Genomic DNA, 14723 nt, shown 5'->3' on the forward strand with positions numbered 1-14723 from the left:
CTGCCGCATCATGTATTACGTGCGCGTCGTCATCGGCGTTCTGTTCGGCATCCTGGTCTTCGGCCTGCTGGACTATACCCTGCCGTCGAAAAGCACGGTCCGGATCAGCAACACCTACAACCGCCTGACGGCGATCCCGCCCTCGGCCTCGGTCTTCTGGGCCTCTGACAGCACCGGCACGGTCGAGAACGCGCAGGGCCAACGGGACGTGCGCTTCATCGACGCCGTGCGGCCCGGCGGCCACGTCTTCGTTTATCGCAACGAGGACACGGGTTGGGTCTGGCCACCCTATTTCAAGTATGACAGCGCCAACCTGCAGGCCGAGGCCACGAACCTGCAATCGACCTCGCGCGATCCGATCTGGGTCAGCGTCACCGCCTATGGCTGGCGGATGCCCTGGCTTTCCACCTATCCCAATGCGATTTCGATCAACACGGTCGGGGGAGCCGACGACCGGCCGGTGAACTGGGCCGCGATGGTCGTCTGCGCCGTGCTGCTGATCCTGCTGGCGCTGGTCTGGCGCATGTGGGCGCAGTTCCGGGATCGCGGCGCGGCACGGTTCAGCAGGGGGCGGGCATGAGCAATCCGGGCACCGATTTGCGGCTCGACTGGTTCGAGGGCATCCGCATCAACACCCCCGCGACCGAGCGTCGGGCCGCCACGCTGCCCGCGCGGCGCAGCCTGAAGAAGGACCACCAGGCGGCCTGGCTGCTGAACGCGGTGCGCTGCATCGACCTGACGACGCTGGCGGGCGACGACACGCCCGACCGGGTCGCGCGGCTTTGTGCCAAGGCGCGCCAGCCGATCGCCGCCGATCTGCTGGAGGCGATGGGCGTCACGGGCCTGACCACGGGCGCCGTCTGCGTCTATCCGACGATGGTCGCGCCTGCAAAGCGCGCCCTGGGCAACAGCGGCATCCCGGTCGCCAGCGTCGCCACGGGCTTTCCCGCGGGCCTGATGCCCCTGGACCTGCGCCTGGCCGAGATCCGCTATGCCTTGGACCAGGGCGCGGATGAGATCGACATCGTCATCACCCGCGCCCATGTGCTGCAGGGCAACTGGACGGCGCTCTATGACGAGTTGCGCGCGATGCGCGAGGCCTCCGGGACCGCACGGATGAAGGCGATCCTGGCCACGGGCGATCTGAAGTCGCTGGAGAACGTGGCCCGGGCCAGCCATGTGGCGATGCAGGCCGGGTCGGACTGGATCAAGACCTCGACCGGCAAGGAGGGCGTGAACGCGACCCTGCCGGTCAGCCTGGTCATGTGCCGCGCCATCCGGGATTACCACGCCCGCACCGGCATCAAGGTGGGCTTCAAGCCCGCGGGCGGGCTGCGCACCGCCAAGGATGCGATCAGCTGGCAGGTGCTGATGGCCGAGGAACTGGGCCGCGACTGGCTGCGGCCAGACCTGTTCCGCATCGGTGCCAGCAGTCTTCTGGGCGATATCGAGCGCCAGATCAGCCACCACGTCACGGGCCGCTATGCCAGCGCCCACCGCCAAGCCCTAGCCTGAGGTCCCGATGAGCCACGTGAGCGAGATCATGGAAAGCATGGAATACGGCCCCTCAGTCGAGGACAGCAGCGCCGTGCGCGACTGGCTGGCGCGCCAGGGCACCTTTGGCCATTTCATCGGCGGGACCTTCACCGAGCCAGACACCACCTTTGAGACACGCGATCCCGCGACCGGCGAGGTTCTGGCACGCGTCAGCCAGGGGACCCAAGCCGACATTGAGGCCGCGGTCGCGGCTGCGCGGCAGGCGCAGGGGCCTTGGGCGGCGCTGTCGGGATCAGAGCGGGCGCGGTACCTTTATGCGCTGGCGCGGCATGTGCAAAAGCGGGAACGCTTTCTGTCGGTCCTGGAAAGCCTGGACAACGGCAAGCCGATCCGCGAGGCGCGCGACATCGACGTGCCGCTGGTCGCGCGGCATTTTTATCACCATGCCGGCTGGGCCGAACTGCGCGACAGCCAGTTTCCGGGCCTGACCCCCCTGGGCGTCTGCGGCCAGATCATCCCTTGGAACTTCCCACTGCTGATGCTGGCCTGGAAGGTGGCGCCTGCGCTGGCGGCCGGCAACACCGTGGTCCTGAAGCCCGCCGAATACACGCCCCTGACGGCTTTGGCCTTTGCCCAGATCTGCCAGGAGGTCGGTTTGCCCGCAGGGGTCGTCAACATCGTGACCGGTGACGGCGCAACCGGCGCCGCGCTGGTCCAGGCGCCGGTGGACAAGATCGCCTTCACCGGCTCGACCGAGGTCGGGCGCGGCATCGCGCAGGCGCTGGCCGGGACGGGCCGGCGGCTGACGCTGGAGCTGGGCGGCAAGTCGCCTTTCGTCGTGATGGAGGATGCGGACCTCGACGCGGCCGTCGAGGGCGTCGTCGACAGCATCTGGTTCAACCAGGGCCAGGTCTGCTGCGCGGGGTCGCGCATCCTGGTGGCCGAGGCCGTTGCCGACCGTTTCGAGGCGCTGCTGTCGTTCCGCATGTCGCGGATGCGCGTCGGACCGCCCCTGGACAAGTCGACCGATGTCGGCGCCATCGTCGATCCGGTCCAGAAGGACCGCATCCTGTCGATCTGCCGCGCCGCGACCGAGGCGGGGGCCGAACTGGTCGGCGGGCAGGCGCAGGAGGGCTGCTTCATCGCGCCCGGCTATCTGAAGAACATCGCCCCAGCCAATCCCGGGATGGAGCAGGAGATTTTTGGCCCCATCGCGACGCTGTCCACCTTCCGCACCGCGGACGAGGCGGTCGAGCTGGCGAACAACACCCGATATGGTCTGGCGGCCTCGGTCTGGTCGGAAAGCGCGACCGTCGCGACCGATTTGGCCGCGCGGATCAAGGCGGGCGTGGTCTGGATCAACAGCGCCAACCTGTTCGATGCTGCAGCACCCTTTGGCGGCTATCGCGAAAGCGGCTATGGCCGCGAGGGCGGGCGCAGCGGCATGCTGGATTACCTGGCCGAAGCGCTGATATCCGCGCGCCCCGAGGAAGCCCTGCAGCGCGTCTCGGCCACCCCGTCGGGCGACGCGCCGGCCCCGCAGGGTATCGACCGGACGGCAAAGCTCTATATCGGGGGCGCGCAGAAGCGCCCCGATGGGGGCGGCAATTATGCGGTGCCGGGAGGCGTGGCCCCCTTGGGCAATCGCAAGGACATCCGGAACGCGGTCGAGGCGGCGGCCAAGGCCGGGAAATGGGCGGCGATGGGCGGCCATGCCCGCGCACAGGTCCTGTTCTACATCGCCGAGAACCTGTCGGCGCGCGCCGCGGAATTCGCCGCCCGCACCAGCCGGGCCGAAGTGGAGGCCGCGATCGGCCGCTGCTTCCACTATGCGGCCTGGGCGGACAAGTTCGACGGGGCCAATGTCCAGGCCAAGCCGGGCCACCTGGTGAACGTCATCCCCGAACCCTTAGGCGTGATCGGCATCGCCTGCCCGAATGCGCAACCCTTGGCCGGATTCCTGTCGCTGGTCCTGCCCGCCATCGCGATGGGCAACGCGGTCGTGGCCATTCCTGCGCAGAACGATCCGCTGGCGGTGACCGACCTGTACCAGGTCTTTGACACGTCGGACCTTCCGGCGGGGGTGGTGAACATCGTGACCGGCGCGCGCGACGAACTGGCGGTTCCGCTGGCCGCCCATGAGGAGGTGGCGGCCATGTGGTATTGCGGCACGTCCGACGGCTTGGCGGCCGTCGATCGCGCCGCTGCGGGCAACCTCAAGCCGGTCTGGGCGCCCGCCGCCCGGGACTGGACGGGGCCGGATGCACAGGGCGAAACCTTTCTGCGCCATGCAACCCGGCAGAAGACCATTTGGCTGCCCTATGGCGCCCTGCCTGCGGGCAGCGGCAGCGCGGCCTATTGAACGAAAAAGGGGGCGCTTGCGCCCCTAAAGTCAGTCGACCCCCAGCGATTTTCCAACGAACAGGGACTTCCTGCGGCTCCCTTCACCGGCCGCGGATGCGGGGATCCATCGCGTCGCGCAGCCCGTCGCCGATATAGTTCACGCAAAGCACCGTCAGCGAGATCAGGACGCCCGGAAAGATCACGCGCCACGGATAGAGCACCATCTGGTCCACCGCGTCATAGAGCAGACGTCCCCAGGTCGGAAAGTCGGGCGGAAAGCCGAGGCCCAGGAAGGACAGAGCGGATTCCGTGATGATCGCGGTGGCGATGCCCAGGGTCGCCGCGACCATGATCGGCGACAGCACGTTGGGCAGGATGTGCCGCAGGATCATCCGGTGGGCGGGCGTGCCGATGGACCGGGCGGCGAGGATGAATTCCCGCTCCTTCAGGCCCAACACCTCGCCGCGGACGATGCGCGCGGCCTGCATCCAGCTGGTCGCGCCGATGGCCGACACGATCAGCAGGAAGATCCCGAAGGCGGTGCCGAAGTTCTGCGACAGCGGTTCGCGGAAGAGCGTCACCATCAGCAGCAGCAGGGGCAGCAGCGGCAGCGCCAGGAACAGTTCGGTCAAGCGCATCAGCGGTGCGTCCAGCCGGCGGAAATAGCCCGAGGTCACGCCGATCAGGCTGCCCAGGAAGATCGCGATCAGCATGGCCGTCAGGCCCACGGCGATCGACACCTGTCCCCCCGCCATCAGCCGCGCCAGCAGGTCCCGGCCCAGCTGGTCGGTGCCAAGCGGATGGGCCAGGGAAAAGCCCGAATTGCGGGCGCGGATGTCGACATAGGTCGGATCCACGGTCCAGATCAGCGGCCCGACCGACACGAAGAGGATGATCGACAGAAAGATGACCAGCGCCACCATCGCGCCCTTGTGGCTGCGGAACTGGCGCCAGACGTCGGACCACTGGCTGCGCGTCTCGACCGCGCCCGCGGGCGGGACGACAGGGGGGCTGGCGGCCTCGGGGGTGGCGGCGTTTCCGGCGGCCGCCTGCAGGGCCTGGGCGTCCTTCGAGCGGGTCGTGTCAATCATAGCGGATCCTCGGGTCCAGCACCCCGTAGAGGATGTCTGCGATCAGGGTGAAGGTGACGATCAGGATGGCGAAGATGAAGGTCAGCGTCAGCACCATGGGAATGTCGTTGGCATGGATGGAAGAGATCAGCAGCTGCCCCAGCCCGTTCACCTTGAAGACCTGCTCGGTGATGATGGCGCCGCCGAAGACCGCGGGCAGGCCCAGGGCGATGACGGTGATGACCGGGATCAGGCTGTTGCGCAGGACGTGTTTCAGCACCACCACGCGTTCGGACAGGCCCTTGGCGCGGGCGGTGCGGACATAGTCCTGGCCCAGGTTGTCCAGCATGGATGACCGCATGAAGCGGCTGATCTGCGCCGCGTTGTACAGCGCCAGCACCGTCACCGGCATGACCATCTGCCGCGCCTGCTGCCAGAAGCTGTCCCAGTCCGTCACCTTCAGCGTGGTGTCATAGACCGAGGGGAACCACTGCAGGTTTACTGCGAAGATGATGATCAGCACGACCCCGGTAAAGAAGGTCGGCATCGAGAAGCCGATCATCGACACGAAGGTGCCGATCTGGTCGAACCAGCTGTACTGCCGGTAGGCCGAGATGATGCCGATGGGGATCGCGATCAGGATGCCCACCAAATAGGACATGCCGACGACGATCAGCGTCTGCGGCAGGCGCTGCGCGATCACGTCAAAGACCGGGCTGCGCGACTGGAAGCTGATGATGCGCTGCATTCCCTGGCTGAAGTCGGTGCCGAAGGCGTGGTCCAGCCAATAGAGCGGCTCAACCCAGAAGAACTGCTTGAGCCACAGCAGGTAGCGCACGGGCCAGGGTTCGCCCAGGCCCAGGGCGGCGCGCATCCGCTCGCGAACCTCGGGCGGGACGGTCAGGGGAACGTCGCCCAACGGGTCGCCGGGCGAGGCCTCCAGCAGCAGGAAGATCACCAGCGAGATGAACAGCAGGGTCGGGATCGCCAGCAGCAGCCGGCGGATGGTGAAACTCAGCATGGCGCCTCGGTCGATGGAATTGCGGTCATGTCCGTCCCTCCGTCACGGACCCGCGGGTGTCCGGGGCCGTGAAAGAGGGGCGCCGCCCCGGTCGCGAAACCGGGGCGGCCGGGATGTCACTGCTCGACGCGGGTCCAGTCGGCGATGTTCCAGATCTCGCTGTCCCAGGCATTCAGCTCGACGCCGCCAAGCGAGTTGGCATGGGCCGAGGCGGTGCCGCGATAGACCAGCGGGATGATCGCGTTGCTGTCCTTGGTCAGCATGTCGTTCATCTTGCGGCCCATCTGGGCGCGCTCGTCGGCGTCCATGACGCCATCGACCTCGTTGACGAGGCGGTCGTATTCCTCGTCGCAGAAGCGGCTGATATTCTCGCCCTGCCACTGGTTGGCGGGCGAGGGCGCCTTGTTGCAGGTCCATTTCGCCAGATAGGGCGTCGGGTTGGTGCCGTCGAAGTTGTCGGCATACATCTGGACGTCGGCATAGAACTTCTGCAGCGTGTCGGGCGAACCCGCATCCGACCCGAAGAAGACCGAGGCATCGACGGTCTTCAGCTCGGTCTCGACGCCGATCTCGGACCACCACTGCTTGATCAGCGCCTGGAAGTCCTGGCGCACCGCGTTGACCGAGGTCTGGAACGTCATGCGCAGCGGGACGCCGTCCTTTTCACGGATGCCGCTGCCGTTCTTGACCCAGCCGGCCTCTTCCAGCAGCGCGTTGGCGCCCTCGATGTCCTGCGTCAGGCATTCGGTGTTGTCGGAGGCCCAGGCCTCGGGGGCGGGCACGTAGTTGCAGGTCGGCTGGCCGGCCGGGCCATAGCCGATCTCGACCAGCAACTCGCGGTCGATGGCCATCGACAGTGCCTTGCGCACCGCCGGATCGGACAGGAATGGATGCGGATGCTCCATCGTCGAACGCTCGCCCTCCGGCAGGCTGGAGGACGGGTCCGTCAGGTTGACGTGGATGCGCTCGACCAGGCTGCCGAAGGCCGCCGTGACCTTGCCCCGGCCGGCAGCCTCCATGCCGGCGATGACATCGGGGGCCAGCTGGGTGTTCCAGGCATAGTCGAACTCGCCGGTTTCCAGCACCGACCGCGCCGCGCCCGCCGCGTCGCCGCCGCCCTTGACCAGCACGGTCGCGAAGGCCGGCTTTTCAGGGTCGCGATATTCGGGATTGGCTTCCAGTGAGATCGTGTCGTTGGTCAGGAACTGCGTGACGCGGAAGGGGCCGGTGCCGATCGGGCTGAAATTCTGGTCCGTGCAGGTGGGGGCGTTCGCGCCAAGGCAGCTTTCGAACTGCGCCTTTTGCAGGATCGGCGACTGCGCGCCCACAAAGGCCGAGAAGGGGTCCGGGCGCGGCGCGTCGAAGGTGACGCGCACGGTCTTGGGATCGACCGCCTCGATCGAGGTGATGCCCTCGAACTTGGCCAGCTGCGAACAGCCGCCTTCGGGATGCATGCAGTATTCGCCGGTGAAGACGACGTCCTCGGCCGTCACGTCGCTGCCGTCGGACCAGGTGATGTCGTCGCGCAGCGTCCAGGTGACCGAGGTCATGTCCTCGGCGATGCCGCCGTTCTCCAGCGTGGGGATCTCGGTGACCAGGCGGGGATAGATGTTGCCCTCGGCGTCATAGCCCGCCAGCGGTTCCAGCGCCAGGCTGCCGGCGATGACCTCCTTGGTGCCGCCCGAAAGATAGGGGTTCATCGTCGAGGGGGCCTGCCAGAGGATCAGGTTCAGCTGACCGTCGCTGCCGCGCTCGGCATGGGCGGCAGGGGCCATCGCCATCATCGCGGCGGCGCCCATCAGAACGGTTCTCAATTTCATCACGCTCTCCTGTTGGGTGTTGCGACCCGCAGGGTCCCACACGCCGGATCCAGCCATTCGGGGGCTGTTGTTCTTGATCTTTCCCCGGTTCTCCGGATGCTTGTTCGTGTTGTCATCGTCCCTGCGGAATACGCGCATCATCGAACGAAGCCGAAGCCGAAAGCAAGATCATTCGCGCAGACCATTCCGCGGCTTTCGGCTTTGACTTTCCGGGGGCTTTGGCTAGCCTGATCGCTTCAACGCGTGCGGGGCCCCAGATGCTTGACCAAGAACCTCTTGTTTCAATTGAACAACTGCGCGTCGAGTTCCAGACCGGCGACGGGGTCGTGGTGGGGGTCAAGGATGTCAGCTTCAACATCAAGCCGGGGGAATGCGTCTGCGTGGTGGGCGAATCCGGGTCCGGCAAGTCGGTCAGTTCGCTGTCGCTGATGCGGCTGGTGGAATTCGGCGGCGGCACCATCGCCGGAGGCCGGCTGATGTTCGAGAAGGATGACGGGCAGGTGGTCGATCTGGCCGCGCAGTCCGGCACCGCGATGCGCGACATCCGCGGCAACCAGATCGGCATGATCTTCCAAGAGCCGATGACTGCGCTGAACCCGGTCTTCACCGTCGGCGACCAGCTGGTCGAGGGGCTGATCGCCCATCGGGGCCTGAAAAAGGCCGAGGCCCGCGCCCGCGCGCTGGAGATCCTGCGCCAGGTCCGCATCCCCGAACCCGAACGGCGCCTGGACCAGTATCCACACGAACTGTCGGGGGGCATGCGCCAGCGCGTCGTCATCGCCATCGCCATGGCCTGCGAGCCGCGCCTGCTGATCTGCGACGAGCCGACGACCGCGCTGGACGTGACCATCCAGGCCGAGATCCTGGCCCTGATCGACCGGCTGAAGCGTGAAAAGCAGATTGCCGTTCTTTTCATCACCCATGACATGGCCGTGGTCGCGCAGATGGCAGACCGGGTCGTGGTCATGTATCGCGGCGCCAAGGTCGAGGAGGGACCGGTCGAGCAGATCTTCGAGACCCCGCGCGAGGATTACACCAAGATGCTGCTGGCCGCCGTCCCGCGCCTGGGCGAGATGACCGGCAAGCCCGCGCCCGAACGCCTGCGCCTGATGGGCGACGGCACGCAGGGCGCCCCCGAGCCGATCATCGTGGCCGATCCCAAGCCGCTGCTGACGGTCCGGAACCTGACCACGCGGTTTTCCGTCAAGGGCGGCGTCCTGCGCCGCACCGTCGCGCATGTCCACGCGGTCGAGGATGTCAGCTTTACCATCAATTCCGGAGAGACGCTGTCGCTGGTGGGCGAATCGGGCTGCGGAAAATCCACCTGCGGGCGGTCGATCCTGCGCCTGGTGGAGCCGGAGTCGGGCGAGGTTGACCTGGGCGGCACCGATATCCTGGCCCTGTCGCAGCGCGCGCTGCGCCGCGCGCGCCGCGACATGCAGATGATCTTTCAGGACCCGTTCGCCAGCCTGGACCCGCACATGAAGCTCTATGACCAGGTGGCCGAGCCGATGCAGAACTACGGCATCGGCAGCCGCAGCGAACGCCAGGACCGGATCGCGGCGCTGTTCGACAGGGTCGAGCTGCCGCGCAGCTACATGCGCCGCTATCCGCACGAGATGTCGGGCGGGCAGCGCCAGCGCATCGCCATCGCCCGCGCCCTGGCCCTGAACCCCAAGCTGATCATCGCCGACGAGGCGGTGTCCGCGCTGGACGTGTCGGTGCAGGCACAGGTCCTGAACCTGCTGATGGAGCTGCAGCAGGACCTGGGCATTTCCATGCTGTTCATCAGCCACGACATGGCGGTGGTCGAACGCGTCAGCCACCATGTGGGCGTCATGTATCTGGGCCGCATCGTGGAGCTGGGCACCCGTCAGCAGGTCTTCGAGAACCCGCAGCACAGCTATACCCGCCAGCTGATGTCGGCCGTGCCGGTGGCCGATCCGCGCCAGAAGAAGATCAGCGAGGATCTGAACTTTCGCCCGATCCCGTCACCGATCCATCCCGTCGATTACCAGGCCGCCCCTTCGGTCTATCGCGAGGTCGCGCCGGGGCACCGGGTGCTGGTCGATCCGGTGACCCATTCGTGAAAGCCGCGCCGCCGATCGGCCCTGACGCCGCCGCGCGATACCGCGACCCGCTGCCCAAGGCCGCCGACGTCATCATCATCGGCGGCGGCATCGCGGGGTGACCACGGCGCTCTACCTGGCCCGCGAGGGGCAGCGGGTGGTGCTGTGCGAAAAGGGCGTGATCGCGGGCGAACAGTCCAGCCGCAACTGGGGCTGGGTGCGGGCGCAGGGCCGTGACGAGGCCGAGATCCCGATCATGCTGGAGGCGCGGCGGCTCTGGACCTCGCTGGCGCAGAAGCTGGGCGAGGTGCTGGGGCTGGCCACCTGCGGCGTCAGCTTCCTGGCGCGCGACGATGCCGCCCTGGCACGTTATGAAGGATGGCTGGAGGTGGCGCGCGCGCATGGCCTGGACAGCCATGTGATCGGGCGCGACGCGCTGGCGCGCCTGCTGCCGCATCAGGCGGACTGGGCGGGGGCGCTGATGACGCCCTCCGACATGCGGGCCGAACCGGGGCAGGCGGTTCCCGCCATCGCCGGCTTGGCGCGGGCCGAAGGCGTGGCGATCCGCGAACATTGCGCGATCCGGGCGCTGGACGTGCAGGATGGGCGCGTCACCGGCGTCGTGACCGAGGAGGGGCCGATCCGCGCCGATCGCGTCCTGCTGGCGGGGGGCGCCTGGTCGGGGCTCTTCGCTGCCAATGCCGGCCTGTCGCTGCCGCAGCTGTCGGTGCGCGCCACCGTCGCCGCGACCGAGCCGATGCCAGATTTCTGGTCGGGTGCCGCGACGGATGCAAACTTTGCCTTCCGGCGGCGCGTCGATGGGGGCTATACGCTGGCGCCGGGCATGGCACATGATTTCTGGGTGGGACCCGCGGCAGCGCGGCATCTGCGGACCTATCTGCCGATGATCCGCCGCGACCTGCGGCTGACCCGGCTGCAGGCGTCCGCCCCCCGCGGCTATCCCGATGCCTGGACCACGCCGCGCCGCTGGAAGCCCGACGCGGCATCGCCGTTCGAGGCGATGCGTGTCCTGTCCCCCGATCCGAACCCGGCCCGGCTGGCGCGGCTGCAGTCGGATTTCGCCGCCGCCTTTCCCCAGATCGGCCGCCCCCGGCTGCGCGCGGCCTGGGCGGGGATGATCGACACCATGCCCGACCAGGTGCCGGTGCTGGACGAGAGCCCGGTCAGGGGCTTCTTCGTCGCCACGGGTCTCTCGGGCCACGGCTTCGGCATCGGGCCCGGCATCGGCCGGGTGATGGCCGACATGATGCAGGGCCGGTCGCCCGCGCATGACCTGCGCCGCTTCCGCTTTGCCCGCTTTTCCGACGGATCGCCCGTCCGGTTGGGCCCGGACCTGTAAAGGCAGGTTCGGACCTCTTGCAGAACGTGCAGGAAATCGCCAACCTGCGCCCGAAGGAGACTGTCATGCCCGTCAAGAACCGCTTTGCCGAACTTCTGCCCGAAATCACCGCCTGGCGCCGCGACTTCCACGAACATCCCGAGCTGCTCTATGATGTTCACCGGACGGCGGGGCGGGTGGCCCAGCTGCTGCGCGACTTTGGCTGCGACGAGGTCGTTGAAGGCGTCGGCCGGACCGGCGTGGTGGGCGTGATCAAGGGAAAGAGCGACAGCCGCGGCCGTGTCGTGGGCCTGCGCGCGGACATGGACGCCCTGCCCATCATCGAGCAGACGGGCGTCGAATATGCCTCCAAGACGCCGGGCAAGATGCATGCCTGCGGCCATGACGGCCACACCGCCATGCTGCTGGGCGCGGCGAAATACCTGGCCGAGACCCGCAATTTCGACGGCACCGCGATCGTGATCTTCCAGCCCGCCGAGGAGGGCGGGGCCGGGGGCGAGGCCATGGTCAAGGACGGCCTGGTCGACCGCTGGAAGATCGACGAGTTCTACGGCATGCACAACATGCCCGGAATGCCCGTGGGCAGCTTTTCGATCCGCCCGGGCGCGATGATGGCGGCGGCCGACCAGTTCGACATCACCGTGACCGGCAAGGGCGGCCATGCCGCCAAGCCGCACGAATGCATCGACACGACCCTGACCGCCGCGCAGATCATTGTGGCCCTGCAATCGGTCGTGGCGCGCAACATCGACCCGCTGAAGAACGCGGTGATTTCCGTCTGCGTGGTCAGCACGGATTCGACGGCGCATAACGTGATCCCGCAGGTGGTCAAGCTGAAGGGCACCGCCCGCAGTCTCGCCCCCGAGGTCCGCGACCAGCTGGAGGAGGGGATCACCCGCGTGGCCACCAATATCGCCGCGGCGATGGGCGCCACCGCGCAGGTGGATTACCAGCGTGGCTATCCGGTCACGATGAACGACGCGCAGGCCACGGACTGGGCCGCCGACGTCGCGCGCCAGATCTCGGGCGATGTCGACATGGACATGCAGCCGATGATGGGCGGCGAGGATTTCAGCTATATGCTGAACGAACGACCCGGCGCCTATATCTGGGTCGGCAACGGCGACACGGCGATGGTCCACCACCCCGCCTACAACTTCAACGACGACGCGATCCCGGCCGGCTCCAGCTGGTATGCCGGAATGATCGAGGCGCGGATGCCGGCCGCCTGAGGCGGATGTCGCGCGACGCCCCTGTGCGGTCGCAAACGCGATTGTCAATCATGGACAATCGGTTGAAATGTCGGCTGCGCGGATCACGGATGCCGCGCACCGACAACAAGGGGACGACTGACGCATGAAAACCTATACGCTCCGCGTGACCTGCGCCTCGACCCGCGGCATCGTCGCGGCCATTTCGGGGTTCTTGGCCGAGGCCGAGTGCAACATCACCGACAGCGCCCAGTTCGATGATGTCGAGACGGGCCGCTTCTTCATGCGCGTCAGCTTCCAGTCGGAAGGCGCCGCCACGCTGGAAAGCCTGCGGGCCGGCTTTGCACCCATCGCCAAGCGCTTCGACATGGAAGTCGAGATCAACGACGACGCGGTGAAGAAGAAGGTGCTGATCATGGTCAGCCGCTTCGGGCACTGCCTGAACGACCTGCTGTACCGCTGGCGGATCGGCGCGCTGCCCATCGACATCGTGGGCGTCATCTCGAACCACCATGAATACCAGAAGGTCGTCGTCAACCACGACATCCCGTTCCACATGATCCGCGTCACGCCCGAGAACAAGGCCCAGGCCGAGGCGCAGCAGATGGAGATCATCGACCAGACCGGCGCCGAACTGGTCGTGCTGGCGCGCTACATGCAGGTGCTGTCCGACCGGATGTGCCAGCAGATGTCGGGGCGGATCATCAACATCCACCATTCGTTCCTGCCCAGCTTCAAGGGTGCCAACCCCTACAAGCAGGCCTATGAGCGCGGCGTGAAGCTGATCGGCGCCACCAGCCATTATGTCACCGCCGACCTGGACGAGGGCCCGATCATCGAGCAGGACACCGTCCGCGTGACCCATGCGCAGTCGCCCGGCGACTATGTCTCCCTGGGTCGCGACGTGGAGGCGCAGGTCCTGGCCCGCGCGGTCCATGCCCATATCCACGGCCGCGTGTTCCTGAACGCGTCCAAGACCGTCGTCTTCCCGCCCTCGCCGGGCAGCTATGTCAGCGAGCGGATGGGCTGAGGCATCACCTTTGCGGCCGGCTGTCAGCCGGCCGCACGGGCAGGCGCCGCGCGGTTCGCCGTGGGATCGGCGTGGATATTGGCCAGCGTCAGGGCCGTCCTGGCATCCGCCAAGGGCGCGAGGCGCGCAAAGCAGGGCGTCCGAGCACAGGTCTCCCACCAGGACCTGTAATGGCGAAAGAAGGCCGGGCTGATGATCTGGCGGGGTGTCAGGTGAACGATCCCCCGGCTGGCCGTCTGGCTGAGCCTGGCTATCTGCTGTTCCTGTTGCAGTGACAGGCGCAGGTTGAACGGCTTCGGGATGTTTCCGGCAAAATGCAGGACCGACGGCCGCATCTTCGGGACTCTCCCGGGAGAGCTGAAAAAGCGGAAGTTGTTCCGGTCATGCGCTTGCAGGTAATGGCTGCCATGGGTCAATGAGAACAGTCCCTGGTCGCCGAAGGTCAATCCCATCTCGTCCCGCGCCCACCGGGCGACCTCGATGTAGTGATCGACCCCGAGTTGGTCGCGGCGCATCTTGGCCAGATTGATCACCATCACACCGCTGTTCATCACTCCTTTCGACGCACGCAGGATCCTGGCCGCGGGGGCGCCATCCGCATGTGCCGCACGACCCGGCTTGATGATGAGCGGGGGCAGCGACGGAACCTCACGGCAGGCAACGACATAACGTCCCGCGAAGGGGTGGTGGAGAAAGGGAACCAGGTCGTCTGTCACAAGCGTGTCCAGCGGGTCAAGGAAGATGACCCGCTGCAGATCGGCCGGAAGGTGAAGATGGGCGACGAACCACAGGAACCTCGCCCCGAAAGGCCGCCCGCCCAGCTTGCTGAGAAGAACGAATTGGTCACGGTCGGGGACCCGGACGAGATGCAGGCGAAGGTTGGGCAGCCCGTCGCAGAACGCGGTAAGCTCAGCCAGCTTTTCCGCCGCAAGGCCCAGATGCAGCAGCCAGAACTCGACCCGGTCCCGGGGATGAGTTTCCGACAGCGAGAGCAGCATCACCTGGAGGACATCCACCTCCGCACCGCCGAGGGCGGTCATCACGTCCAGGCGCGCTGGCTGCCGCCTGCCGCCATGCCTGCGCCCGAGATAGAGATCCACTCCCGCCGTCCAGGGACCGGGAAGGCGACCGTAAACGCCCTTCAAAAGCTCGGGAAAAGGTGAAACCGGCATGCATGACCACGGCAAACAGAAGCTCTCCGGCACCCTGTCACGCCCTCGTTCGGGCGGCAAGCTGCAAGCCCGGCCACACCGGGCTTAGGCCTTGCACATGCACCCGGCGGTCTGGCCGCCGGATGCATGA

10 protein-coding genes and 1 pseudogene are annotated in these 14723 nt (G+C 67.0%); 7 read left to right on the top strand and 4 right to left on the bottom strand.

What is annotated here, in order from left to right:
• The first annotated feature begins 10 nt into the window (after nt 1–10).
• Genes ACNR9W_RS04030 through ACNR9W_RS04040 form a run of 3 tightly spaced genes read left to right on the top strand, consistent with a single transcriptional unit; the run spans nt 11 to nt 3859 of the window.
• Entirely contained in the window at nt 11–580 is a 570-nt protein-coding gene (locus tag ACNR9W_RS04030) for a DUF1523 family protein (protein WP_419270555.1), read from the top strand.
• Nucleotides 577–1515: a deoxyribose-phosphate aldolase gene (gene deoC, locus ACNR9W_RS04035; RefSeq protein ID WP_419270557.1), complete on the top strand. Its 939-nt coding sequence runs from the start codon at nt 577–579 to the stop codon at nt 1513–1515. Before ACNR9W_RS04030 ends, deoC begins: the two co-directional genes overlap by 4 nt.
• Before the next feature lie 7 nt (nt 1516–1522).
• A complete protein-coding gene (locus ACNR9W_RS04040) occupies nt 1523–3859 on the top strand; it encodes an aldehyde dehydrogenase family protein (RefSeq protein ID WP_419270559.1) in 2337 nt (778 codons plus the stop codon).
• Nucleotides 3860–3941: 82 nt separating this feature from the next.
• On the opposite strand, the gene ACNR9W_RS04045 is transcribed toward ACNR9W_RS04040, so the two are convergent.
• The 3 genes from ACNR9W_RS04045 to ACNR9W_RS04055 form a co-directional block, all read right to left on the bottom strand.
• Nucleotides 3942–4931 carry an ABC transporter permease gene (locus tag ACNR9W_RS04045; protein ID WP_419270561.1) on the bottom strand — a complete coding sequence of 330 codons (990 nt, stop codon included), beginning with the start codon at nt 4929–4931 and terminating at the stop codon, nt 3942–3944.
• Nucleotides 4924–5931 (bottom strand): ABC transporter permease, encoded by a 1008-nt coding sequence (locus ACNR9W_RS04050; protein ID WP_419270563.1) that lies wholly within the window; start codon nt 5929–5931, stop codon nt 4924–4926. Before ACNR9W_RS04050 ends, ACNR9W_RS04045 begins: the two co-directional genes overlap by 8 nt.
• A gap of 116 nt (nt 5932–6047) precedes the next feature.
• Nucleotides 6048–7751, bottom strand: a complete 1704-nt coding sequence (locus ACNR9W_RS04055) for a peptide ABC transporter substrate-binding protein (RefSeq protein WP_419270565.1) — start codon at nt 7749–7751, stop codon at nt 6048–6050.
• Nucleotides 7752–8008: 257 nt separating this feature from the next.
• Here ACNR9W_RS04055 and ACNR9W_RS04060 point away from each other — a divergent pair, with 257 nt between their 5' ends.
• The 4 genes and pseudogenes from ACNR9W_RS04060 (at nt 8009) to purU (ending at nt 13421) form a co-directional block, all read left to right on the top strand.
• Nucleotides 8009–9841, top strand: coding sequence for an ABC transporter ATP-binding protein (locus ACNR9W_RS04060; RefSeq protein ID WP_419270567.1), 1833 nt, complete (start codon nt 8009–8011; stop codon nt 9839–9841).
• Nucleotides 9838–11180: pseudogene (locus tag ACNR9W_RS04065) on the top strand (NAD(P)/FAD-dependent oxidoreductase). Before ACNR9W_RS04060 ends, ACNR9W_RS04065 begins: the two are co-directional and overlap by 4 nt.
• Nucleotides 11181–11245: 65 nt before the next feature.
• Entirely contained in the window at nt 11246–12412 is a 1167-nt protein-coding gene (locus tag ACNR9W_RS04070; RefSeq protein ID WP_419270569.1) for a M20 aminoacylase family protein, read from the top strand.
• 124 nt (nt 12413–12536) lie between these two features.
• Complete coding sequence (gene purU / locus ACNR9W_RS04075) at nt 12537–13421, top strand: formyltetrahydrofolate deformylase (protein WP_419270571.1); 885 nt, start codon at nt 12537–12539, stop codon at nt 13419–13421.
• Nucleotides 13422–13444: 23 nt separating this feature from the next.
• Here the strand turns inward: purU and ACNR9W_RS04080 are convergent, their stop codons facing one another.
• Nucleotides 13445–14461, bottom strand: coding sequence for a glycosyltransferase (locus tag ACNR9W_RS04080; RefSeq protein WP_458478625.1), 1017 nt, complete (start codon nt 14459–14461; stop codon nt 13445–13447).
• Nucleotides 14462–14723 lie beyond the last annotated feature (262 nt).

The organism is Paracoccus sp. T5, assembly GCF_048538155.2.
In the GTDB taxonomy this organism is placed as follows: Bacteria; Pseudomonadota; Alphaproteobacteria; order Rhodobacterales; family Rhodobacteraceae; genus Paracoccus.

Bases quoted from the DNA above. Each gene is read 5' to 3' on its own strand.
- ACNR9W_RS04030 (WP_419270555.1), top strand. From the start codon at position 11: ATGTATTACGTGCGCGTCGTCATCGGCGTTCTGTTCGGCATCCTGGTC.
- deoC (WP_419270557.1), top strand. From the start codon at position 577: ATGAGCAATCCGGGCACCGATTTGCGGCTCGACTGGTTCGAGGGCATC.
- ACNR9W_RS04040 (WP_419270559.1), top strand. From the start codon at position 1,523: ATGAGCCACGTGAGCGAGATCATGGAAAGCATGGAATACGGCCCCTCA.
- ACNR9W_RS04045 (WP_419270561.1), bottom strand. From the start codon at position 4,931: ATGATTGACACGACCCGCTCGAAGGACGCCCAGGCCCTGCAGGCGGCC.
- ACNR9W_RS04050 (WP_419270563.1), bottom strand. From the start codon at position 5,931: ATGCTGAGTTTCACCATCCGCCGGCTGCTGCTGGCGATCCCGACCCTG.
- ACNR9W_RS04055 (WP_419270565.1), bottom strand. From the start codon at position 7,751: ATGAAATTGAGAACCGTTCTGATGGGCGCCGCCGCGATGATGGCGATG.
- ACNR9W_RS04060 (WP_419270567.1), top strand. From the start codon at position 8,009: ATGCTTGACCAAGAACCTCTTGTTTCAATTGAACAACTGCGCGTCGAG.
- ACNR9W_RS04070 (WP_419270569.1), top strand. From the start codon at position 11,246: ATGCCCGTCAAGAACCGCTTTGCCGAACTTCTGCCCGAAATCACCGCC.
- purU (WP_419270571.1), top strand. From the start codon at position 12,537: ATGAAAACCTATACGCTCCGCGTGACCTGCGCCTCGACCCGCGGCATC.
- ACNR9W_RS04080 (WP_458478625.1), bottom strand. From the start codon at position 14,461: ATGACCGCCCTCGGCGGTGCGGAGGTGGATGTCCTCCAGGTGATGCTG.